This is a genomic window from Streptococcus pseudopneumoniae (assembly GCF_001073085.1).
In the GTDB taxonomy this organism is placed as follows: Bacteria; Bacillota; Bacilli; order Lactobacillales; family Streptococcaceae; genus Streptococcus; species Streptococcus pseudopneumoniae_M.
In genome coordinates this window covers 25,527-45,382 of the sequence record NZ_JVFV01000027.1, presented here as the reverse complement: position 1 = coordinate 45,382, position 19,856 = coordinate 25,527, and the positions used below count along the sequence as shown (strand labels likewise).

The following is a 19,856-nucleotide window of genomic DNA, read 5'->3' as shown; positions in this document are numbered from 1 at the left end:
GGTTGCCAGATTTGTCAGCCTCTTTCTTGTCTTCTCCAACCAAGCATGTTATAATGAAAACTGCTCAAACGACCTTCAATCGTGAAGCACACACGACCTTCAATCGTGAATAAACGAATAGATGGGAGAACTACCATGAGTGATAACTCTAAAACACGTGTTGTCGTGGGGATGAGTGGTGGTGTTGATTCGTCGGTGACGGCTCTTTTGCTCAAAGAGCAGGGTTACGATGTGATCGGTATCTTCATGAAGAACTGGGATGACACAGATGAAAACGGCGTCTGTACGGCGACCGAAGATTACAAGGATGTGGCTGCGGTGGCAGACCAGATTGGCATTCCTTACTACTCTGTCAATTTTGAAAAAGAGTACTGGGACCGCGTTTTCGAGTATTTCCTAGCGGAATACCGTGCAGGACGCACGCCCAATCCAGACGTTATGTGTAACAAGGAAATCAAGTTTAAGGCCTTTTTGGACTATGCTATGACCTTGGGTGCAGACTATGTGGCAACTGGGCACTATGCCCGTGTGTCGCGTGATGAGGATGGCATCGTTCACATGCTTCGTGGCGTGGACAATGGCAAGGATCAGACCTATTTCCTCAGCCAACTTTCACAAGAACAACTCCAAAAGACCATGTTCCCTTTGGGACATTTGGAAAAACCTGAAGTTCGCAGACTAGCAGAAGAAGCAGGCCTTGCAACTGCTAAGAAGAAAGACTCAACAGGGATTTGCTTTATCGGAGAAAAGAACTTTAAAGAATTTCTCAGCAACTACTTACCAGCTCAGCCTGGCCGCATGATGACTGTGGATGGTCGCGATATGGGCGAACATGCAGGCCTTATGTATTATACAATTGGTCAGCGTGGCGGACTCGGTATCGGTGGACAACACGGCGGTGACAATGCACCTTGGTTTGTTGTTGGAAAGGATTTGAGCCAAAACAACCTCTATGTAGGCCAAGGATTCTACCATGATTCGCTCATGTCAACAAGCTTAGAGGCTAGTCAAGTCCACTTTACTCGTGAGATGCCAGAGGAATTTACGTTAGAATGCACGGCTAAATTCCGCTATCGTCAGCCTGACTCTAAAGTGACTGTACATGTCAAAGGGGATAAGGCAGAGGTCATCTTTGCGGAGCCACAGCGCGCCATCACACCAGGACAGGCAGTTGTCTTTTACGACGGTGAAGAGTGTCTCGGTGGTGGGTTGATTGACAATGCCTACCGTGATGGCAAGGTTTGTCAGTACATTTAAGAGCTTCTAAGAGGAATGAGAATGTTTCAGTTTTTTAAGAAAAAAACGGCTAAAAAAGAGAAGTCAATGACTCTTTCTGACTATAAGAAAGAGTATCTGAGGGAGAAAACGACAGAATCGATAGAGGCCTTGTTTAAGGAATTGAAGCAAGCTAAAGTCTGGGTTCCCTTCAATCCTTATCTGATGGATGAGAGTGACGAACAAGAAGGCGCTCGCCTAAAACCGGATATTCTGCAAAAGGGAGATGACTACTTTTATCCTTGCTTCTTAGAAATTCAGGACATCCCCAAGGACTATTATGCCCGATTTTCTTGGTTGCAATTGCCTCTTACGGACTGTTTGTTTGCTGCGGAAGGGATGGAGAGTTTTCCTGTGAGAGGGATTGTTCTAGATGCCTTCTCTGACCCAGTTGAGATTGACAAAGGAGCTTTTGAAGCAATTCGCCAATCATAGTACATATAGATTGACAAATTTTCTCAATTTGCTACAATAATAAAAGCAATAGAAATGATGGTCAAAGCTCATGGATGTTGCAGGCTTTTTTGTCCTGCACTTCTTACGAGTTTTGACTGTTTTTGTGTCGTTTAAGGAAAGGATAAAAATGATTCAACAAGATTTTCGGACAAAAGTGGGAAATACTGTTTTTGGTGTTCGGGCGACAGCCTTGATTGTAAAAGACAATCGCTTGTTAGTCGTAGAAGATGAGGATGTTTTTTATACAATTGGAGGTGCCATTCAAGTGGATGAAGCTACTGAAGATGCTGTGGTTCGAGAAGTAAAGGAAGAACTTGGTGTCGCATCTAAAGCTGTTCAGTTAGCTTTCATTGTTGAAAACCGCTTTGAACAAGCTGGGGTCCACTATCATAATATCGAATTCCATTATTTAGTGGACTTGCTGGAAGATGCACCGTTAACCATGCAAGAAGATGCGAAGCCATTACCTTGCCGGTGGCTTGCTTTAAATGACCTACATACTATTAATCTTAAGCCGGCATTTTTAAAAACTACCTTACCAAATTGGGACGGACAATTACAACACATCCATCTTAACGAATAGGAGAGAAAATGATGGTTAAGCTCATTGCCCATGTTCTTGTTCATAGTGGTGGTGATTATTTGCTCATTCAGCGTTCGAAAATTAAAAGAGGACAACCCAACGTTTATCCAACTTACTGGGATATTCCTGGTGGTGGGGTTGAAAAGGGTGAACTTCCACGAGATGGAGCTCTTAGAGAATGTTTTGAAGAAGCGGGAGTTAGGCTAGACAGCGGTTCGCTCAAACTTCTTCACGAAGATAGTCAACTGGATATCTCTAAGGATACTGTCTTTACTCGCTTAGTTTATAAAGCAGAGTGGGTTGGGGAGAAGCCAATTATCAGATTAGATTCTGAAGAGCATACGCACTTTAAATGGGTTACTATGGCTCAAGCTCTAGAGGAGGAGAAGTTAGTTCCTTATTTGCGAGAAATTTTTGAAAGGTTAAGAAATGACTTATAATTTTATAGAAGAATACGATATTATAGTTATCGGTGCGGGACACGCTGGGGTAGAAGCATCCCTAGCAGCTAGCCGTATGGGTTGCAAGGTCTTGCTTGCGACCATCAACATTGAAATGTTGGCTTTCATGCCATGTAATCCCTCTATCGGTGGTTCTGCCAAGGGAATTGTTGTGCGTGAAGTCGACGCTCTCGGTGGGGAAATGGCCAAGACCATTGACAAGACTTATATCCAGATGAAGATGCTTAACACTGGGAAAGGTCCAGCAGTTCGAGCTCTTCGTGCGCAGGCTGACAAGGAGCTTTACTCTAAGGAAATGCGCAAAACGGTTGAAAATCAAGAAAATCTAACCCTTCGTCAGACCATGATTGATGAGATTTTAGTTGAAGACGGCAAAGTTGTCGGTGTGCGTACAGCGACCCATCAAGAGTATGCTGCCAAGGCTGTTATTGTGACCACAGGGACAGCCCTCCGTGGGGAAATCATCATCGGAGACCTCAAGTACTCGTCAGGTCCTAACCACAGCCTAGCTTCTATTAACCTTGCTGACAATCTCAAGGAACTGGGGCTCGAAATCGGTCGTTTCAAGACAGGGACGCCTCCACGTGTCAAGGCTTCCTCTATCAACTACGATGTGACAGAGATTCAGCCAGGAGACGAAGCGCCAAATCACTTCTCATACACTTCACGTGATGAGGACTATGTCAAGGACCAAGTGCCATGCTGGTTGACCTATACCAATGGTACCAGCCATGAGATTATCCAAAACAACCTCCACCGTGCGCCTATGTTTACAGGTGTGGTCAAGGGAGTAGGGCCTCGTTACTGTCCGTCAATTGAGGACAAGATTGTGCGCTTTGCAGACAAGGAACGTCACCAACTCTTCCTTGAGCCAGAAGGGCGCAATACAGAGGAAGTCTATGTGCAAGGCCTCTCAACCAGTCTGCCTGAGGATGTCCAGCGTGAGCTGGTACATTCTATCAAAGGTTTGGAAAATGCAGAAATGATGCGAACTGGTTATGCCATTGAGTATGATATGGTCTTACCACACCAGTTGCGTGCGACTCTGGAAACCAAGAAAATCTCAGGACTTTTCACTGCTGGTCAGACAAATGGAACATCAGGTTATGAAGAAGCTGCTGGCCAAGGGATTATCGCTGGGATCAATGCAGCTCTGAAAATCCAAGGTAAGCCTGAGTTAATTTTGAAGCGCAGTGACGGTTATATCGGGGTCATGATTGATGACTTGGTGACCAAGGGAACTATTGAACCTTACCGTCTCTTGACCAGTCGTGCTGAATATCGCCTCATTCTCCGTCATGATAATGCTGATATGCGCTTGACTGAGATGGGACGCGAGATTGGTCTTGTGGATGATGAACGTTGGGCTCGATTTGAGATTAAGAAAAACCAATTTGACAATGAGATGAAGCGTTTGGATAGCATCAAACTCAAGCCAGTCAAGGAAACCAATGCTAAGGTTGAGGAGATGGGCTTCAAGCCATTGACAGATGCGGTGACAGCCAAGGAATTCCTTCGTCGCCCAGAAGTCTCTTACCAAGATGTGGTGGCCTTTATCGGACCTGCTGCTGAAGAGTTAGATGACAAGATTATCGAATTGATTGAAACAGAAATCAAGTACGAAGGCTACATCTCAAAAGCCATGGATCAGGTTGCCAAGATGAAACGCATGGAAGAAAAACGTATTCCAGCCAACATCGACTGGGATGACATTGACTCTATCGCGACTGAAGCTCGTCAGAAGTTCAAACTCATTAATCCAGAAACCATCGGTCAAGCTAGCCGTATTTCTGGGGTTAACCCAGCAGATATCTCCATTCTTATGGTGTATTTAGAAGGTAAAAATCGAAGCATTTCTAAAAACTTAGAAAAGAAAGCTGACTAAAAATAAAGTGCTGAATTCTCTTTTGGGAATTCAGCTTTTTTGATAGAATCGTCCTCTATTTTCGAATAAAGAGAAAAGGAGGAATGACCATGCTGACGGTAGAAGAAAAAAATTTTTTAGACCACTATAAAAATGCTTCCTATCATCGTTTTTATGAGATTGAACGCTTCGCTAGTCTCTGTCAAAAGTTAGACAAATGGCCACCACAGGCTGACAAGATTTAGACTTTTTGATATACTAGAACAAATTAAAACATAGGAGAGAATGAATGAACGTATATGGCAGATTAGAAGAGGAACCAACTCCATCTTGGACGGGAATTCAGGATGATTTAGTTGAGAGAGAGGAGCGTTTCGAGGATGAACCAAGTTCATTTGCTCCCTTACCATTATTTAAGATCCTAATCTGGAGCACTCTAGTTGTACTTGTATCTGTAGTTCTTCCTTTCTTGCTAGGACTAACTAGCCCAGAGCAGGCACAAGATTTTTATATCGGATGGGCTATGCACCAAGGGGGAGATATCTACACAGACTATTTTGGAACAAGTGGTCTTCTCTATTACTTTTTACAGTATCTAAGCAAGGGTAGTATTTTGTTTGCCGCCTTTACTTGGCTTGCTCTAGTGGGTGCTGGGATTTTTCTTTTCCGTTCAACTTATACCTTGACGGAGGAGAACAAGCAGTCGCAACAAGTGTTGACCATCTTTTATCTTCTTGCTGGAGGACTTAGCTTTGGCGGTGGTTATGCCACTATTTTGGCCCTTCCCTTCCTGTTTTACGCTCTCAGTTTAGTAACTAGGTATTTGGTAGAGTATAATCATGACAAAGGTTTCGTGCGTATCGGGATGAGTTTGGCGCTTGCCTTCTTCTTTGCCCCTCTCGTCACAACTTTATATGCTCTAGTCTTATTCTTTGCTTTGTTAGCCTTTAATATTGGGCGTGGTCGCTTGGTTCATGGGCTCTATCAATTCTTTGCAGCTGGTCTTGGATTCTCGCTCTTCTTTTTTCCAATTGGTTACTATACGGCTTATAATGGGAGTTTTGGGAACGCTATCAGTCAGATCCTCTATCCAGTAGATAGTTTGAAATTTATGTCCAATCCAGCCTTACTGGACAACCTCCTTTTTTATGGATTGTTAACAATTGGTCTTGGAGGATTAAGGCTCGTATTTACAGGGCTTTTCCAGTCTAAACCAAGCAAGCAATACGTCTTATCTATTTTTACTTCAGTAGCGATCCTATTGTTACTAGGCTTGAAAATTTACTCTACAGAACCGATTCACGGTAGTCGTATAGCTGAGCTTCTTCCTTTCTTGTCCATTCTTTTATTGACTCATATTCGAACTGGGAAATTAGAAGGAGCTAATCGCCGTAGAAAACATCGAGAAGTACCCTCAATATGGGCAGTATTTCTTCAGGGTAATGTCTATTTGCCAGTTTTAGCTTTGGTCTACCTATTTTTGGCTCCTCTGGTGGCCCGTTATGTTCTTCACTCAGAACAATATCAAGAACGTGCTCGTATGGAAACTACGGTTAAAGGACAAACACAGGCAACCGATCGTATTTATATATGGGATGATCTTACTAATGGTTATAAGACTAGTGAACGTTTAGCAGCTAGTCAGTTGCTATCACCAAAATTATATACTGGTCTTGATGCAAATCGTAGCAAACTTGTCAATGATTTACGTGATAATCAGCCTAAAGTGATTGTGGTCAATACCAAAACAGCTCTCTGGACGGAAGTGGAACAGCTTCTAGCAGAAAGCTACCAACCAGTTCAAAGTGAATTCAAAGACTTTAAACTTTACAAATTAAAATAAAATAATCAATATCTAGTGTAAACTTTACAAATTAAAATAAAATAATCAATATCTAGTGTAAATTTTATGAAAATAGGAATTTTAATACTAGATATTGATTTTTATTTTTATAGTGATATAATACTTTAAGAAAGAATATTTAAGAAAAGAGCCTGGATATGATTGTATTGGAAGAAAAAACAAACCCTGATCCAACCTTATTTGTTGAAAAGCGCGACGGTAGACGCGTCATTTTTGATGTAGATAAGATTGATAAAGCCTTACACAAGGCTGCAGAAAAAGTCATGGATGTAACCCCCTTGGTAGAAAAGCGTCTTAATACTCTAATTGAACGTATTGTAGAAGAGATTCATAGTCGCTTTCCTCAAGGTGTAAAAATTTATGAAATCCAAAACATCGTAGAACATGAGTTATTGGAAGCTAAAGAATATGCCTTGGCAGAGGAATATATCACTTATCGAACTCAAAGGGATTTTGAGCGCTCAAAAGCAACAGATATCAACTTCAGTATCCATAAACTTCTCAACAAAGATCAGGCAGTTGTCAATGAGAATGCTAATAAAGATAGTGATGTTTTTAATACCCAGCGTGATTTGACGGCGGGGATTGTTGGGAAATCAATCGGTCTTCAAATGCTTCCTAAGCATGTGGCTAATGCCCACCAAAAAGGGGATATCCACTATCACGATTTGGACTATAGCCCTTACACCCCGATGACCAACTGCTGTCTGATTGATTTCAAGGGCATGTTGGAAAATGGTTTTAAGATTGGGAATGCTGAGGTAGAGAGTCCTAAGTCTATTCAGACCGCAACTGCTCAGATATCGCAAATCATCGCCAACGTTGCATCAAGTCAGTATGGAGGCTGTTCAGCAGACCGTATTGATGAAGTCTTGGCTCCTTATGCAGAAAAAAATTACCAAAAACACCTCAAAGATGCAGAGGAATGGGTACTACCTGACAAGCGTGAGGAGTACGCCTGGAAGAAAACCCAAAAAGATATCTATGATGCCATGCAATCTCTAGAGTATGAAATCAATACTCTCTTCACTTCAAATGGGCAAACACCCTTTACTTCTCTTGGTTTTGGTCTAGGAACCAATCGTTTTGAACGCGAAATTCAAAAGGCTATCTTGAACATTCGAATCAAGGGGCTGGGTTCAGAACACCGTACAGCTATCTTCCCTAAATTGATCTTCACTCTTAAAAGAGGACTTAACTTGGAGGAAGGTTCACCGAACTACGATATCAAGAAGTTGGCGCTCGAATGCGCAACTAAACGCATGTACCCCGATGTCTTGTCTTACGATAAGATTATCGAATTGACAGGTTCCTTCAAGGTTCCGATGGGATGTCGTTCATTCCTTCAAGGATGGAAGGATGAAAATGGAGTTGAAGTTAACTCTGGCCGTATGAATCTAGGGGTGGTGACGGTCAATCTCCCTCGTATTGCCCTCGAATCAGAAGGCGACATGAATAAGTTCTGGGAAATTTTCAATGAGCGTATGAATATCGCGGAAGATGCCTTGGTTTATCGTGTGGAAAGAACCAAGGAAGCCACTCCAGCTAATGCACCAATTCTTTATCAATATGGTGCCTTCGGACGTCGTCTTGGTAAAGAAGAAAGTGTTGACGAGCTCTTTAAGAACCGTCGTGCTACTGTTTCGCTTGGCTACATTGGACTTTATGAAGTAGCGACAGTATTCTTTGGCAACAATTGGGAAACCAATCCAGAAGCTAAAGAATTCACCCTTGATATCATTCGAGATATGAAACATCGAGTAGAAGAGTGGTCAGACCAATATGGGTATCACTTCTCTATTTATTCAACACCGTCTGAAAGTCTGACAGACCGCTTCTGTCGTTTGGATACAGAGAAATTTGGCTCTATTCCAGACATTACTGATAAAGAATACTACACAAATTCCTTCCATTATGATGTGCGTAAAAATCCAACTCCTTTTGAAAAACTAGATTTTGAAAAGGTTTATCCAGAAGCGGGTGCATCAGGTGGCTTTATCCACTACTGTGAGTATCCAGTTCTTCAACAAAATCCAAAGGCCTTGGAAGCTGTTTGGGATTATGCTTATGACCGTGTAGGTTATCTCGGAACTAATACTCCAATTGACCGTTGCTACAAGTGTGATTTTGAAGGAGATTTTGAGCCAACTGAGAGAGGCTTTGCTTGTCCTAACTGTGGGAATAACGATCCTAAAACAGTAGATGTTGTTAAACGGACCTGTGGTTATCTTGGGAATCCACAAGCGCGTCCGATGGTTAATGGACGCCACAAGGAAATTGCTGCGCGTGTCAAACACATGAACGGTTCTACTATCAAAACAGCTGGACATGAAGTAAAAAATTAGAAAGAGATAGAATGGGAAAATATCAATTAGACGATAAGGGCAAGGCCTTGGTTCAACGGTTCCACGAGAAACATTCAAAAGGTGGAGGCAATAAAAAAGACCGAGTGGCTAGCCTAAGAGAGCAATTTTTAAATAAGAATAAGAAAAAGTGAGAGTCCGCTCTCGCTTTTCTCTTAATTGGAGGTAAAAATGATACTACGCAGACCAAGATTAGCAGATAAAGAAACAGTTTTAGAGATGATGGCAGAGTTTGAAAAGAGCCAATCAGCCCACGATGGCGGCTTTTGGGATACTGAGAACTTTGACTACGAAAAGTGGTTGGAAAGTAACCAGAATCATGAAATGGGGATTAATTTGCCTGAAGGGTGGGTGCCTGATATTCAGTTAGTTGCTTTTGCAAAAGATGGTAAAGCAGTTGGATTCCTCAACCTTCGATTACGTCTCAATGACTTCTTATTGGAAGAAGGTGGTCATATTGGCTATTCCATCCGACCGTCTGAAAGAGGCAAGGGCTACGCCAAAGAGTCCCTCCGACAAGGTCTACAAATTGCCAAGGAAAAGAATATCAAACGAGCGCTTGTGACTTGTAGCACGGAAAATCCTGCCAGCCGAGCTGTTATCTTAGCTAACGGCGGTGTCTATGAGGATGTTCGTAATGGAACGGAGCGCTATTGGATAGAGTTGGAGTAGAAGGATGACATGGAATACCCCAAAACCAGGCGAGTGGAAGAGTGAAGAACTCAGTCAAGGGCGCATCATTGACTATAAGGCTTTTAACTTTGTCGATGGAGAGGGAGTGCGCAATTCTCTCTATGTAGCAGGTTGTATGTTTCACTGCGAGGGCTGTTATAATGTTGCGACCTGGTCTTTCAATGCTGGTATCCCATATACGCCAGAGTTAGAAGAACAAATCATGGCAGATCTGGCCCAACCCTATGTTCAAGGATTGACTTTATTAGGAGGAGAACCTTTCCTCAATACAGGAATACTCTTGCCTCTCGTGAAACGTATCCGGAAAGAATTGCCAGAAAAAGACATCTGGTCTTGGACGGGATACACATGGGAAGAGATGATGTTGGAGACACCTGATAAACTGGAGCTCTTGTCGCTGATTGATATCCTGGTCGATGGACGCTATGATAAAAGCAAGCGCAATCTCATGCTCCAGTTCCGAGGCTCTTCTAATCAGCGGATTATCGATGTCCAAAAATCTCTGCAAAGTGGAAAAGTAGTTATTTGGGACAAGCTTAATGATGGGAAGCAAAGCTATGAACAGGTGAAGAGAGAATGAAGAAAAAAGAGTTAGTAGAAAGACTAGTATCAGAAATAGAGTCTGGAAAAGTAAAAACGCTGGGTATTTACGGTCATGGAGCTTCAGGGAAATCAACTTTTGCTCAAGAATTGTACCAAGAACTTGATTTCAAAAAGGTAAATTTACTAGAGACAGATCCCTATATTACTTCGGAACGACATTTAGTGGTACCTAAAGAGACACCGGACCAAAAGGTGACAGCATGTTTACCAGTAGCGCATGAGCTGGCAAGTTTACAAAGAGATATCCTCGCTTTGCAGGCGGGTATGGATGTCTTGACAATAGAAGAACCTTGGAAGGCTAGTGAGGTCTTATCGGGAGCAAAACCAATTCTGATAGTTGAAGGGATGTCTGTGGGTTTTCTACCCAAGGAACTCTTTGACAAAACCATTTGTTTCTACACGGATGAGGAGACCGAATTAAAGAGGCGACTAGCTCGAGATACGACTGTGAGAAATTGTGATTCAAAATTTATATTGGCTAGTCAGCAGATGAGACGGATGCAGTATCTACAATACTATAAAGAAACCGAATCAAGAGCAGATATCTTGGTAGATCAATCAGATGATAAATTTCAAATTAAAACTAAGATTATATAGAAGAAAAGTCAGATAATCCAGCACTTAAATATGTAAATTTATTAAAATGGAATAAGAAAACAGTTTCATCTAAAAAATTTAAAAAATCCTGTCAAATCCCTTGCAATCGCAGGGGCTTTGTGTTATTCTATTATGGTGCTGTAAATTACAGCTTTAGCTTTGATGCAAGAGGTTGCGACACGCTCGGTTGCATTGCCACGCAACGCACGTCGGTTTTCTTGTGGAGCTAGCCTATTATCTTAAATAGACGAAAAGGAGAAAAAGATGGCAAACAAAAAAATCCGTATCCGTTTGAAAGCTTACGAACACCGTACGCTTGACACAGCGGCTGCAAAAATCGTAGAATCAGCTACTCGTACAGGTGCACAAGTTGCGGGTCCAATCCCACTTCCAACTGAGCGTAGCCTCTACACAATCATTCGTGCGACTCACAAATACAAAGACTCTCGCGAACAATTTGAAATGCGTACACACAAACGTTTGATCGATATCGTTAACCCAACTCAAAAAACAGTTGACGCTTTGATGAAATTGGATCTTCCAAGTGGTGTAAACGTAGAAATCAAACTTTAATTTAAAATATAAAAGAGCAGAGGCTAGTGTTTCAATTTAATTGAACACGGGCTAAACTCGGTGTGAAAAAGATAAACTTCCTAGTGTCTGTTAGACACTGCGTCAGTTTCCTATTTTCACTTTGAGTTTGACGCCCTTTGTATCTTAGACTTGAGCATAAAAAACGCTCGTTAAAAACTTTTTGAATAAAAAATATAGAAAAGGAACTATTTTCTCATGACAAAAGGAATCTTAGGGAAAAAAGTGGGAATGACTCAAATCTTCACTGAAGCTGGCGAATTGATCCCTGTAACAGTTATTGAAGCAACTCCAAACGTTGTTCTTCAAGTTAAAACTGTTGAAACAGACGGGTACAACGCTATCCAAGTTGGTTTCGATGACAAACGCGAAGTATTGAGCAACAAACCTGCTAAAGGACATGTAGCAAAAGCTAACACGGCTCCTAAGCGCTTCATTCGTGAATTCAAAAACGTTGAAGGCTTGGAAGTTGGTGCTGAAATCACAGTTGAAACTTTCGCAGCTGGAGATGTTGTTGACGTAACTGGTACTTCTAAAGGTAAAGGTTTCCAAGGTGTTATCAAACGCCACGGACAATCACGTGGACCTATGGCTCACGGTTCTCGTTACCACCGTCGTCCAGGTTCTATGGGACCTGTTGCACCTAACCGCGTATTCAAAGGTAAAAACCTTGCAGGACGTATGGGTGGCGACCGTGTAACAATTCAAAACCTTGAAGTTGTACAAGTTGTTCCAGAAAAGAACGTTATTCTTATCAAAGGTAACGTACCAGGTGCTAAGAAATCTCTTATCACTATCAAATCAGCAGTTAAAGCTGGTAAATAATAAGGAAAGGGGAATACAGTCAAAATGGCAAATGTAACATTATTCGACCAAACTGGTAAACAAGCGGGCGAAGTTGTTCTTAACGATGCAATCTTTGGTATCGAACCAAACCAATCTGTTGTGTTTGATGTCATCATCAGCCAACGTGCTAGCCTTCGTCAAGGAACTCACGCTGTTAAAAACCGTTCAGCCGTTTCAGGTGGCGGACGCAAACCATGGCGTCAAAAAGGAACTGGACGTGCTCGTCAAGGTTCTATCCGCTCTCCACAATGGCGTGGTGGTGGAATCGTCTTCGGACCAACTCCACGTAGCTATGCGTACAAACTTCCTCAAAAAGTTCGTCGCCTTGCACTAAAATCTGTTTACTCAGAAAAAGTTGCTGAAAACAAATTTGTAGCCGTTGATTCTCTTGAATTTACAGCTCCAAAAACTGCTGAATTTGCAAAAGTTCTTGCAGCTTTGAGCATCGATTCTAAAGTCCTTGTTATTCTTGAAGAAGGAAACGAATTCGCAGCTCTTTCAGCTCGTAACCTTCCAAACGTGAAAGTTGCGACTGCTACAACTGCAAGTGTTCTTGACATCGCAAATAGTGACAAACTTCTTGTTACTCAAGCAGCTATCTCTAAAATCGAGGAGGTTCTTGCATAATGAATTTGTATGATGTTATCAAAAAACCTGTAATCACTGAAAGCTCAATGGCTCAACTTGAAGCAGGCAAATATGTATTTGAAGTTGACACTCGTGCACACAAACTTTTGATCAAGCAAGCTGTTGAAGCTGCTTTCGAAGGTGTTAAAGTTGCAAATGTTAACACAATCAACGTAAAACCTAAAGCTAAACGTGTTGGACGTTACACTGGTTTTACTAACAAAACTAAAAAAGCTATCATCACTCTTACAGCTGATTCAAAAGCAATCGAGTTGTTTGCTGCTGAAGCTGAATAATCTAAGGAGGAAATATCGTGGGAATTCGTGTTTATAAACCAACAACAAACGGTCGCCGTAATATGACTTCTTTGGATTTCGCTGAAATCACAACAAGCACACCAGAAAAAACTTTGCTTGTTGCTTTGAAGAACAAGGCTGGTCGTAACAACAACGGTCGTATCACTGTTCGTCACCAAGGTGGTGGGCACAAACGTTTCTACCGTTTGGTTGACTTTAAACGTAACAAAGATAACGTTGAAGCAGTTGTTAAAACTATCGAGTACGATCCAAACCGTTCTGCAAACATCGCTCTTGTACACTACACTGACGGTGTGAAAGCATACATCATCGCTCCAAAAGGTCTTGAAGTTGGTCAACGTATCGTTTCAGGTCCTGAAGCAGATATCAAAGTAGGTAACGCTCTTCCACTTGCTAACATCCCAGTTGGTACTTTGGTTCACAACATTGAGTTGAAACCAGGTCGTGGTGGTGAATTGGTTCGTGCTGCTGGAGCTTCTGCTCAAGTGTTGGGACAAGAAGGTAAATACGTTCTTGTTCGTCTTCAATCAGGCGAAGTTCGTATGATTCTTGGAACTTGTCGTGCTACAGTTGGTGTTGTCGGAAACGAACAACATGGACTTGTAAACCTTGGTAAAGCAGGACGTAGCCGTTGGAAAGGTATCCGTCCAACAGTTCGTGGTTCTGTAATGAACCCTAACGACCACCCACACGGTGGTGGTGAAGGTAAAGCACCAGTTGGTCGTAAAGCACCATCTACTCCATGGGGCAAACCTGCTCTTGGTCTTAAAACTCGTAACAAGAAAGCGAAATCTGACAAACTTATCGTTCGTCGTCGCAACGAGAAATAATTTAAAACTAGTCGCTTAAGCAACTAGAAATTCCGCCAGCTCGGTAGCGCTCCTTGTGAGCGCAAGCCGCTGTGGTACAACATTTAAAGGAGAAAATATAAAAATGGGACGCAGTCTTAAAAAAGGACCTTTCGTCGATGAGCATTTGATGAAAAAAGTTGAAGCTCAAGCTAACGACGAAAAGAAAAAAGTTATCAAAACTTGGTCACGTCGTTCAACGATCTTCCCAAGTTTCATTGGTTACACTATCGCAGTTTATGATGGACGTAAACACGTACCTGTTTACATCCAAGAAGACATGGTAGGTCACAAGCTTGGTGAATTCGCACCAACTCGTACTTACAAAGGTCACGCCGCAGACGACAAGAAGACACGTAGAAAATAAGGAGAACATAAATGGCAGAAATTACTTCAGCTAAAGCAATGGCTCGCACAGTACGTGTTTCACCTCGTAAATCACGTCTTGTTCTTGACAACATCCGTGGTAAAAGCGTAGCCGATGCAATCGCAATTTTGACATTCACTCCAAACAAAGCTGCTGAAATCATCTTGAAAGTTTTGAACTCAGCTGTAGCTAACGCTGAAAACAACTTTGGTTTGGATAAAGCTAACTTGGTAGTATCTGAAGCATTCGCAAACGAAGGACCAACTATGAAACGTTTCCGTCCACGTGCGAAAGGTTCAGCTTCACCAATCAACAAACGTACAGCTCACATCACTGTAGCTGTTGCAGAAAAATAAGGAGGTAAAATCGTGGGTCAAAAAGTACATCCAATTGGTATGCGTGTCGGCATCATCCGTGATTGGGATGCCAAATGGTATGCTGAAAAAGAATACGCGGATTACCTTCATGAAGATCTTGCAATCCGTAAATTCGTTCAAAAAGAACTTGCTGACGCAGCTGTTTCAACTATTGAAATCGAACGCGCAGTAAACAAAGTTAACGTTTCACTTCACACTGCTAAACCAGGTATGGTTATCGGTAAAGGTGGTGCTAACGTTGATGCACTTCGTGCTAAACTTAACAAATTGACTGGAAAACAAGTACACATCAACATCATCGAAATCAAACAACCTGATTTGGATGCTCACCTTGTTGGTGAAGGAATTGCTCGTCAATTGGAGCAACGTGTTGCTTTCCGTCGTGCACAAAAACAAGCAATCCAACGTGCAATGCGTGCTGGAGCTAAAGGAATCAAAACTCAAGTATCAGGTCGTTTGAACGGTGCAGATATCGCCCGTGCTGAAGGATACTCTGAGGGAACTGTTCCACTTCACACACTTCGTGCAGATATCGATTATGCTTGGGAAGAAGCAGACACTACATATGGTAAACTTGGTGTTAAAGTATGGATCTACCGTGGTGAAGTTCTTCCAGCTCGTAAAAACACTAAAGGAGGTAAATAACCAATGTTAGTACCTAAACGTGTTAAACACCGTCGTGAATTCCGTGGTAAAATGCGCGGTGAAGCTAAAGGTGGAAAAGAAGTAGCATTCGGTGAATACGGTCTTCAAGCTACAACTAGCCATTGGATCACTAATCGCCAAATCGAAGCTGCTCGTATCGCCATGACTCGTTACATGAAACGTGGTGGTAAAGTTTGGATTAAAATCTTCCCACACAAATCATACACAGCTAAGGCTATCGGGGTTCGTATGGGATCTGGTAAAGGGGCACCTGAAGGTTGGGTAGCACCAGTTAAACGTGGTAAAGTAATGTTTGAAGTTGCAGGTGTATCTGAAGAGATCGCTCGCGAAGCGCTTCGTCTTGCAAGCCACAAATTGCCAGTTAAATGTAAATTCGTAAAACGTGAAGCAGAATAAGGAGAAGGCATGAAACTTAATGAAGTAAAAGAATTTGTTAAAGAACTTCGTGGTCTTTCTCAAGAAGAACTCGCGAAGCGCGAAAACGAATTGAAAAAAGAATTGTTTGAACTTCGTTTCCAAGCTGCTACTGGTCAATTAGAACAAACAGCTCGCTTGAAAGAAGTTAAAAAACAAATCGCTCGTATCAAAACAGTTCAATCTGAAGCGAAATAATAGACTAGGGAAGGAGAAATTTCAATGGAACGCAATAATCGTAAAGTTCTTGTTGGACGTGTTGTATCTGACAAAATGGACAAGACAATCACAGTTGTAGTTGAAACAAAACGTAACCACCCAGTCTATGGTAAACGTATTAACTACTCTAAAAAATACAAAGCACATGATGAAAACAATGTTGCCAAAGAAGGCGATATCGTACGTATCATGGAAACTCGTCCGCTTTCAGCTACAAAACGTTTCCGTCTTGTAGAAGTCGTTGAAGAAGCGGTTATCATCTAATCAAACCTGAAAGGAGAAAACTGAAATGATTCAAACAGAAACTCGTTTGAAAGTCGCAGACAACAGCGGTGCACGCGAAATCTTGACTATCAAAGTTCTTGGTGGTTCTAAACGTAAATTTGCGAACATCGGTGATGTTATTGTGGCATCTGTAAAACAAGCTACTCCTGGTGGTGCGGTTAAAAAAGGTGACGTTGTTAAAGCAGTTATCGTTCGTACTAAATCAGGTGCTCGTCGTGCTGATGGTTCATACATCAAATTTGACGAAAATGCAGCAGTTATCATCCGTGAAGATAAAACTCCTCGCGGAACACGTATCTTTGGCCCAGTTGCACGTGAATTGCGTGAAGGTGGCTTCATGAAGATCGTGTCACTTGCTCCAGAAGTACTTTAATTGATTGCTCAAAGAAAATTAAAACAAGTCTAGGAAGTAAGACGAAAGCATAACTTAAGTTAGGTGAGTTGAAACTGACGAAGGTTTGCTTTAATTTTCACAGAGCAAAAACAAACAAACACAGTCCCCTGACATAGCCAGGGTGCCCATTGGGCGTAAGAATAAAAGGAGAAAAAAATGTTTGTAAAAAAAGGCGACAAAGTTCGCGTAATCGCTGGTAAAGATAAGGGAACAGAAGCTGTTGTCCTTACTGCCCTTCCAAAAGTAAACAAAGTTATCGTTGAAGGTGTTAACATCGTTAAGAAACACCAACGTCCAACTAACGAGCTTCCTCAAGGTGGTATCATCGAGAAAGAAGCAGCTATCCACGTATCAAACGTTCAAGTTTTGGACAAAAATGGTGTAGCTGGTCGTGTTGGTTACAAATTTGTAGACGGTAAAAAAGTTCGCTACAACAAAAAATCAGGCGAAGTGCTTGATTAATCACGAAGGAAAGGAGAAGTATAATGGCAAATCGTTTAAAAGAAAAATATCTTAATGAAGTAGTTCCTGCTTTGACAGAACAATTCAACTACTCATCAGTGATGGCTGTGCCTAAAGTAGATAAGATCGTTTTGAACATGGGTGTTGGTGAAGCTGTATCAAACGCTAAAAGTCTTGAAAAAGCTGCTGAAGAATTGGCGCTTATCTCAGGTCAAAAACCACTTATCACTAAAGCTAAAAAATCAATCGCCGGCTTCCGTCTTCGTGAAGGTGTAGCGATCGGTGCAAAAGTTACCCTTCGTGGTGAACGTATGTACGAATTCTTGGATAAATTGGTTTCAGTTTCACTTCCACGTGTGCGTGACTTCCACGGTGTTCCAACAAAATCATTTGATGGACGCGGAAACTACACTCTTGGTGTGAAAGAACAATTGATTTTCCCAGAAATCAACTTTGATGACGTTGACAAAACTCGTGGTCTTGACATCGTTATCGTAACAACTGCTAACACTGACGAAGAGTCACGTGCATTGCTTACAGGCCTTGGAATGCCTTTTGCAAAATAATATAGGAGGTATAACTAATGGCTAAAAAATCTATGATTGCTAAGAACAAACGCCCAGCGAAGTTCTCTACTCAAGCATACACTCGCTGTGAACGTTGTGGACGTCCACACTCAGTTTACCGCAAGTTTAAACTTTGCCGTGTTTGCTTCCGTGAATTGGCATATAAAGGACAAATCCCTGGTGTAACAAAAGCATCTTGGTAATATCATGATACAAAGAGCGTAACAACCCCAGCAAAAATAGGAGATTTGGTGCAGGAGCGATGCTCCAAGACAAATCTATCTTTTTTGCCCAGGTTGTAGCTCGTGTTCAAATGAGATTATCTTGTTTGAATGTGTCAATACAATCTGAGCCCAGCTCAATCATTAACTAGCAAGTGCAACTTGCAAACTACTAGTAAGAGGAGAAAATAAAATGGTTATGACTGACCCAATCGCAGACTTCCTAACTCGTATTCGTAACGCTAACCAAGCAAAACACGAAGTACTTGAAGTACCTGCATCAAACATCAAAAAAGGGATTGCAGAAATCCTTAAACGCGAAGGTTTTGTTAAGAACGTAGAAATCATCGAAGATGACAAACAAGGAATCATCCGTGTATTCCTTAAATACGGACCAAACGGTGAAAAAGTTATCACAAACTTGAAACGTGTTTCTAAACCAGGACTTCGTGTCTACAAAAAACGTGAAGACCTTCCAAAAGTACTTAACGGACTTGGAATTGCTATCCTTTCAACTTCTGAAGGTTTGCTTACTGATAAAGAAGCACGCCAAAAGAACGTTGGTGGTGAGGTTATCGCTTACGTTTGGTAAAATCAAGATACAAAGCTCGTAAAGAACAAAGCAAAATTAGGAAGTTGGAGCAGTTTGTTTACAAACAAGCCAACTTATCTATTTTGCACAGTTCTTAGAGCGTGTTCAGTTCAGCTAATGAACGAATTTGGTATCTGGTTTAATTAATGAACTAATTGAACATGGGCTAAAGTCTGTGTGAAAAAGATAAACTTTCCTAGAAACTTCAGTTTCTTCTTCAAGTTTTCTATTTTCACTTTGACTTTATAACGCCCTCTGTATCTTAGTTCCCCGTGAAAACTGGCCGTCATGGCCTGACAATTTAACAGGAGAATAAAAACATGTCACGTATTGGTAATAAAGTTATCGTGTTGCCTGCTGGTGTTGAAATCACTAACAATGACAACGTTGTAACTGTAAAAGGACCTAAAGGAGAACTTACTCGTGAGTTCTCAAAAGATATTGAAATCCGTGTGGAAGGAACTGAAGTAACTCTTCACCGTCCAAACGATTCAAAAGAAATGAAAACTATCCACGGAACTACTCGTGCCCTTTTGAACAATATGGTTGTTGGAGTATCAGAAGGATTCAAGAAACAACTTGAAATGCGTGGGGTTGGTTACCGTGCACAACTTCAAGGAAACAAACTTGTCTTGGCTGTTGGTAAATCTCATCCAGACGAAGTTGAAGCTCCAGAAGGAATTACTTTTGAACTTCCAAACCCAACAAACATTGTTATCAGCGGAATTTCAAAAGAAGTAGTTGGTCAAACAGCTGCTTACGTACGTAGCCTTCGCTCACCAGAACCTTATAAAGGTAAAGGTATCCGTTACGTTGGCGAATACGTTCGTCTTAAAGAAGGTAAAACAGGTAAATAATGTTGAGTGGTTGATCTTCAACCACCAGCATATTTTCCAACTTTGTGCATAGCACACGATTTAAAACTAAAGAGGTGAAAACTGTGATTTCTAAACCAGATAAAAACAAACTCCGCCAAAAACGCCACCGTCGCGTTCGCGGAAAACTCTCTGGAACTGCTGATCGCCCACGTTTGAACGTATTCCGTTCTAATACAGGCATCTACGCTCAAGTTATTGATGACGTAGCGGGTGTAACGCTCGCAAGTGCTTCAACTCTTGACAAAGAAGTTTCAAAAGGAACAAAAACTGAACAAGCCGTTGCTGTCGGTAAACTCGTTGCAGAACGTGCAAACGCTAAAGGTATTTCAGAAGTGGTGTTCGACCGCGGTGGATATCTATATCACGGACGTGTGAAAGCTTTGGCTGATGCAGCTCGTGAAAACGGATTGAAATTCTAATAGGAGGA

30 protein-coding genes are annotated in these 19,856 nt (G+C 41.7%); all 30 read left to right on the top strand.

The window, feature by feature from the left end; genetic code table 11:
* Positions 1-135 precede the first annotated feature (135 nt).
* A complete protein-coding gene (gene mnmA / locus ADH90_RS05610; RefSeq protein ID WP_049530301.1) occupies positions 136-1,257 on the top strand; it encodes a tRNA 2-thiouridine(34) synthase MnmA in 1,122 nt (373 codons plus the stop codon).
* A 21-nt stretch (positions 1,258-1,278) separates the two neighbouring features.
* Entirely contained in the window at positions 1,279-1,710 is a 432-nt protein-coding gene (locus ADH90_RS05605; RefSeq protein WP_049530300.1) for an SseB family protein, read from the top strand.
* 148 nt (positions 1,711-1,858) lie between these two features.
* Positions 1,859-2,314, top strand: coding sequence for an NUDIX hydrolase (locus ADH90_RS05600; RefSeq protein ID WP_049530299.1), 456 nt, complete (start codon positions 1,859-1,861; stop codon positions 2,312-2,314).
* A gap of 8 nt (positions 2,315-2,322) precedes the next feature.
* On the top strand, positions 2,323-2,754 hold the full coding sequence (locus tag ADH90_RS05595; protein ID WP_049530298.1) for an NUDIX hydrolase: 432 nt from the start codon (positions 2,323-2,325) through the stop codon (positions 2,752-2,754).
* A complete protein-coding gene (gene mnmG / locus ADH90_RS05590; RefSeq protein WP_049530297.1) occupies positions 2,744-4,660 on the top strand; it encodes a tRNA uridine-5-carboxymethylaminomethyl(34) synthesis enzyme MnmG in 1,917 nt (638 codons plus the stop codon). The genes ADH90_RS05595 and mnmG overlap by 11 nt, the downstream gene beginning before the upstream one ends.
* An 89-nt stretch (positions 4,661-4,749) precedes the next feature.
* Positions 4,750-4,884 carry a hypothetical protein gene (locus tag ADH90_RS11705; protein ID WP_261674327.1) on the top strand — a complete coding sequence of 45 codons (135 nt, stop codon included), beginning with the start codon at positions 4,750-4,752 and terminating at the stop codon, positions 4,882-4,884.
* A gap of 44 nt (positions 4,885-4,928) precedes the next feature.
* Complete coding sequence (locus tag ADH90_RS05585; protein ID WP_049530296.1) at positions 4,929-6,482, top strand: damage-inducible protein CinA; 1,554 nt, start codon at positions 4,929-4,931, stop codon at positions 6,480-6,482.
* A 158-nt stretch (positions 6,483-6,640) separates the two neighbouring features.
* On the top strand, positions 6,641-8,848 hold the full coding sequence (gene nrdD, locus ADH90_RS05580) for an anaerobic ribonucleoside-triphosphate reductase (protein ID WP_049530295.1): 2,208 nt from the start codon (positions 6,641-6,643) through the stop codon (positions 8,846-8,848).
* A gap of 11 nt (positions 8,849-8,859) precedes the next feature.
* The gene (locus ADH90_RS11395) at positions 8,860-9,000 is read left to right on the top strand and encodes a hypothetical protein (RefSeq protein ID WP_000521609.1); all 141 of its coding nucleotides are present in this window, start codon (positions 8,860-8,862) and stop codon (positions 8,998-9,000) included.
* A gap of 37 nt (positions 9,001-9,037) precedes the next feature.
* Positions 9,038-9,538 (top strand): GNAT family N-acetyltransferase, encoded by a 501-nt coding sequence (locus tag ADH90_RS05570; protein ID WP_049530294.1) that lies wholly within the window; start codon positions 9,038-9,040, stop codon positions 9,536-9,538.
* 4 nt (positions 9,539-9,542) lie between these two features.
* On the top strand, positions 9,543-10,139 hold the full coding sequence (gene nrdG / locus ADH90_RS05565) for an anaerobic ribonucleoside-triphosphate reductase activating protein (protein ID WP_007555199.1): 597 nt from the start codon (positions 9,543-9,545) through the stop codon (positions 10,137-10,139).
* Positions 10,136-10,759 carry a uridine kinase family protein gene (locus ADH90_RS05560; protein ID WP_049530291.1) on the top strand — a complete coding sequence of 208 codons (624 nt, stop codon included), beginning with the start codon at positions 10,136-10,138 and terminating at the stop codon, positions 10,757-10,759. Before nrdG ends, ADH90_RS05560 begins: the two co-directional genes overlap by 4 nt.
* Positions 10,760-11,023: 264 nt before the next feature.
* Positions 11,024-11,332 (top strand): 30S ribosomal protein S10, encoded by a 309-nt coding sequence (rpsJ, locus tag ADH90_RS05555; protein ID WP_001284513.1) that lies wholly within the window; start codon positions 11,024-11,026, stop codon positions 11,330-11,332.
* 216 nt (positions 11,333-11,548) lie between these two features.
* Positions 11,549-12,175 carry a 50S ribosomal protein L3 gene (gene rplC / locus ADH90_RS05550; protein ID WP_000160197.1) on the top strand — a complete coding sequence of 209 codons (627 nt, stop codon included), beginning with the start codon at positions 11,549-11,551 and terminating at the stop codon, positions 12,173-12,175.
* A 24-nt stretch (positions 12,176-12,199) separates the two neighbouring features.
* The gene (rplD, locus tag ADH90_RS05545) at positions 12,200-12,823 is read left to right on the top strand and encodes a 50S ribosomal protein L4 (protein WP_000024549.1); all 624 of its coding nucleotides are present in this window, start codon (positions 12,200-12,202) and stop codon (positions 12,821-12,823) included.
* A complete protein-coding gene (locus ADH90_RS05540) occupies positions 12,823-13,119 on the top strand; it encodes a 50S ribosomal protein L23 (RefSeq protein ID WP_001055347.1) in 297 nt (98 codons plus the stop codon). The genes rplD and ADH90_RS05540 overlap by 1 nt, the downstream gene beginning before the upstream one ends.
* 17 nt (positions 13,120-13,136) lie before the next feature.
* A complete protein-coding gene (rplB, locus tag ADH90_RS05535; protein WP_000512914.1) occupies positions 13,137-13,970 on the top strand; it encodes a 50S ribosomal protein L2 in 834 nt (277 codons plus the stop codon).
* Positions 13,971-14,073: 103 nt separating this feature from the next.
* On the top strand, positions 14,074-14,355 hold the full coding sequence (gene rpsS, locus ADH90_RS05530; RefSeq protein WP_000533766.1) for a 30S ribosomal protein S19: 282 nt from the start codon (positions 14,074-14,076) through the stop codon (positions 14,353-14,355).
* Positions 14,356-14,366: 11 nt separating this feature from the next.
* Positions 14,367-14,711: a 50S ribosomal protein L22 gene (rplV, locus tag ADH90_RS05525; protein WP_000818137.1), complete on the top strand. Its 345-nt coding sequence runs from the start codon at positions 14,367-14,369 to the stop codon at positions 14,709-14,711.
* 12 nt (positions 14,712-14,723) lie between these two features.
* Positions 14,724-15,377, top strand: coding sequence for a 30S ribosomal protein S3 (gene rpsC, locus ADH90_RS05520; RefSeq protein WP_000529936.1), 654 nt, complete (start codon positions 14,724-14,726; stop codon positions 15,375-15,377).
* Positions 15,378-15,380: 3 nt separating this feature from the next.
* Positions 15,381-15,794, top strand: a complete 414-nt coding sequence (rplP, locus tag ADH90_RS05515) for a 50S ribosomal protein L16 (protein WP_000960948.1) — start codon at positions 15,381-15,383, stop codon at positions 15,792-15,794.
* 9 nt (positions 15,795-15,803) lie between these two features.
* Positions 15,804-16,010 (top strand): 50S ribosomal protein L29, encoded by a 207-nt coding sequence (rpmC, locus tag ADH90_RS05510; protein WP_000772918.1) that lies wholly within the window; start codon positions 15,804-15,806, stop codon positions 16,008-16,010.
* Positions 16,011-16,034: 24 nt separating this feature from the next.
* Complete coding sequence (rpsQ, locus tag ADH90_RS05505) at positions 16,035-16,295, top strand: 30S ribosomal protein S17 (protein WP_000440801.1); 261 nt, start codon at positions 16,035-16,037, stop codon at positions 16,293-16,295.
* A 25-nt stretch (positions 16,296-16,320) separates the two neighbouring features.
* Positions 16,321-16,689, top strand: a complete 369-nt coding sequence (gene rplN / locus ADH90_RS05500; protein ID WP_000616548.1) for a 50S ribosomal protein L14 — start codon at positions 16,321-16,323, stop codon at positions 16,687-16,689.
* Between the two features lie 177 nt (positions 16,690-16,866).
* Positions 16,867-17,172 carry a 50S ribosomal protein L24 gene (gene rplX / locus ADH90_RS05495; protein ID WP_000497691.1) on the top strand — a complete coding sequence of 102 codons (306 nt, stop codon included), beginning with the start codon at positions 16,867-16,869 and terminating at the stop codon, positions 17,170-17,172.
* Between the two features lie 23 nt (positions 17,173-17,195).
* Positions 17,196-17,738, top strand: a complete 543-nt coding sequence (rplE, locus tag ADH90_RS05490) for a 50S ribosomal protein L5 (protein WP_000013542.1) — start codon at positions 17,196-17,198, stop codon at positions 17,736-17,738.
* 17 nt (positions 17,739-17,755) lie between these two features.
* Positions 17,756-17,941, top strand: coding sequence for a type Z 30S ribosomal protein S14 (locus tag ADH90_RS05485; protein WP_001085699.1), 186 nt, complete (start codon positions 17,756-17,758; stop codon positions 17,939-17,941).
* Between the two features lie 211 nt (positions 17,942-18,152).
* Positions 18,153-18,551: a 30S ribosomal protein S8 gene (rpsH, locus tag ADH90_RS05480; protein ID WP_000245504.1), complete on the top strand. Its 399-nt coding sequence runs from the start codon at positions 18,153-18,155 to the stop codon at positions 18,549-18,551.
* Between the two features lie 320 nt (positions 18,552-18,871).
* The gene (gene rplF / locus ADH90_RS05475; protein WP_000086627.1) at positions 18,872-19,408 is read left to right on the top strand and encodes a 50S ribosomal protein L6; all 537 of its coding nucleotides are present in this window, start codon (positions 18,872-18,874) and stop codon (positions 19,406-19,408) included.
* Between the two features lie 83 nt (positions 19,409-19,491).
* Entirely contained in the window at positions 19,492-19,848 is a 357-nt protein-coding gene (gene rplR, locus ADH90_RS05470) for a 50S ribosomal protein L18 (RefSeq protein WP_000624044.1), read from the top strand.
* Positions 19,849-19,856 lie beyond the last annotated feature (8 nt).

What these genes read in the sequence shown, in the direction of transcription:
- ADH90_RS05540 (WP_001055347.1), top strand. Translation starts at nt 12,823, where the DNA reads ATGAATTTGTATGATGTTATCAAAAAACCTGTAATCACTGAAAGCTCA.
- ADH90_RS05570 (WP_049530294.1), top strand. Translation starts at nt 9,038, where the DNA reads ATGATACTACGCAGACCAAGATTAGCAGATAAAGAAACAGTTTTAGAG.
- rpmC (WP_000772918.1), top strand. Translation starts at nt 15,804, where the DNA reads ATGAAACTTAATGAAGTAAAAGAATTTGTTAAAGAACTTCGTGGTCTT.
- ADH90_RS05560 (WP_049530291.1), top strand. Translation starts at nt 10,136, where the DNA reads ATGAAGAAAAAAGAGTTAGTAGAAAGACTAGTATCAGAAATAGAGTCT.
- rplF (WP_000086627.1), top strand. Translation starts at nt 18,872, where the DNA reads ATGTCACGTATTGGTAATAAAGTTATCGTGTTGCCTGCTGGTGTTGAA.
- rplP (WP_000960948.1), top strand. Translation starts at nt 15,381, where the DNA reads ATGTTAGTACCTAAACGTGTTAAACACCGTCGTGAATTCCGTGGTAAA.
- ADH90_RS05595 (WP_049530298.1), top strand. Translation starts at nt 2,323, where the DNA reads ATGATGGTTAAGCTCATTGCCCATGTTCTTGTTCATAGTGGTGGTGAT.
- rplN (WP_000616548.1), top strand. Translation starts at nt 16,321, where the DNA reads ATGATTCAAACAGAAACTCGTTTGAAAGTCGCAGACAACAGCGGTGCA.
- rpsS (WP_000533766.1), top strand. Translation starts at nt 14,074, where the DNA reads ATGGGACGCAGTCTTAAAAAAGGACCTTTCGTCGATGAGCATTTGATG.
- rplE (WP_000013542.1), top strand. Translation starts at nt 17,196, where the DNA reads ATGGCAAATCGTTTAAAAGAAAAATATCTTAATGAAGTAGTTCCTGCT.
- ADH90_RS05485 (WP_001085699.1), top strand. Translation starts at nt 17,756, where the DNA reads ATGGCTAAAAAATCTATGATTGCTAAGAACAAACGCCCAGCGAAGTTC.
- nrdG (WP_007555199.1), top strand. Translation starts at nt 9,543, where the DNA reads ATGACATGGAATACCCCAAAACCAGGCGAGTGGAAGAGTGAAGAACTC.
- ADH90_RS05585 (WP_049530296.1), top strand. Translation starts at nt 4,929, where the DNA reads ATGAACGTATATGGCAGATTAGAAGAGGAACCAACTCCATCTTGGACG.
- rplV (WP_000818137.1), top strand. Translation starts at nt 14,367, where the DNA reads ATGGCAGAAATTACTTCAGCTAAAGCAATGGCTCGCACAGTACGTGTT.
- rpsQ (WP_000440801.1), top strand. Translation starts at nt 16,035, where the DNA reads ATGGAACGCAATAATCGTAAAGTTCTTGTTGGACGTGTTGTATCTGAC.
- ADH90_RS11705 (WP_261674327.1), top strand. Translation starts at nt 4,750, where the DNA reads ATGCTGACGGTAGAAGAAAAAAATTTTTTAGACCACTATAAAAATGCT.
- nrdD (WP_049530295.1), top strand. Translation starts at nt 6,641, where the DNA reads ATGATTGTATTGGAAGAAAAAACAAACCCTGATCCAACCTTATTTGTT.
- rplX (WP_000497691.1), top strand. Translation starts at nt 16,867, where the DNA reads ATGTTTGTAAAAAAAGGCGACAAAGTTCGCGTAATCGCTGGTAAAGAT.
- rpsH (WP_000245504.1), top strand. Translation starts at nt 18,153, where the DNA reads ATGGTTATGACTGACCCAATCGCAGACTTCCTAACTCGTATTCGTAAC.
- ADH90_RS05600 (WP_049530299.1), top strand. Translation starts at nt 1,859, where the DNA reads ATGATTCAACAAGATTTTCGGACAAAAGTGGGAAATACTGTTTTTGGT.
- rplC (WP_000160197.1), top strand. Translation starts at nt 11,549, where the DNA reads ATGACAAAAGGAATCTTAGGGAAAAAAGTGGGAATGACTCAAATCTTC.
- rplD (WP_000024549.1), top strand. Translation starts at nt 12,200, where the DNA reads ATGGCAAATGTAACATTATTCGACCAAACTGGTAAACAAGCGGGCGAA.
- mnmA (WP_049530301.1), top strand. Translation starts at nt 136, where the DNA reads ATGAGTGATAACTCTAAAACACGTGTTGTCGTGGGGATGAGTGGTGGT.
- rpsJ (WP_001284513.1), top strand. Translation starts at nt 11,024, where the DNA reads ATGGCAAACAAAAAAATCCGTATCCGTTTGAAAGCTTACGAACACCGT.
- ADH90_RS05605 (WP_049530300.1), top strand. Translation starts at nt 1,279, where the DNA reads ATGTTTCAGTTTTTTAAGAAAAAAACGGCTAAAAAAGAGAAGTCAATG.
- mnmG (WP_049530297.1), top strand. Translation starts at nt 2,744, where the DNA reads ATGACTTATAATTTTATAGAAGAATACGATATTATAGTTATCGGTGCG.
- ADH90_RS11395 (WP_000521609.1), top strand. Translation starts at nt 8,860, where the DNA reads ATGGGAAAATATCAATTAGACGATAAGGGCAAGGCCTTGGTTCAACGG.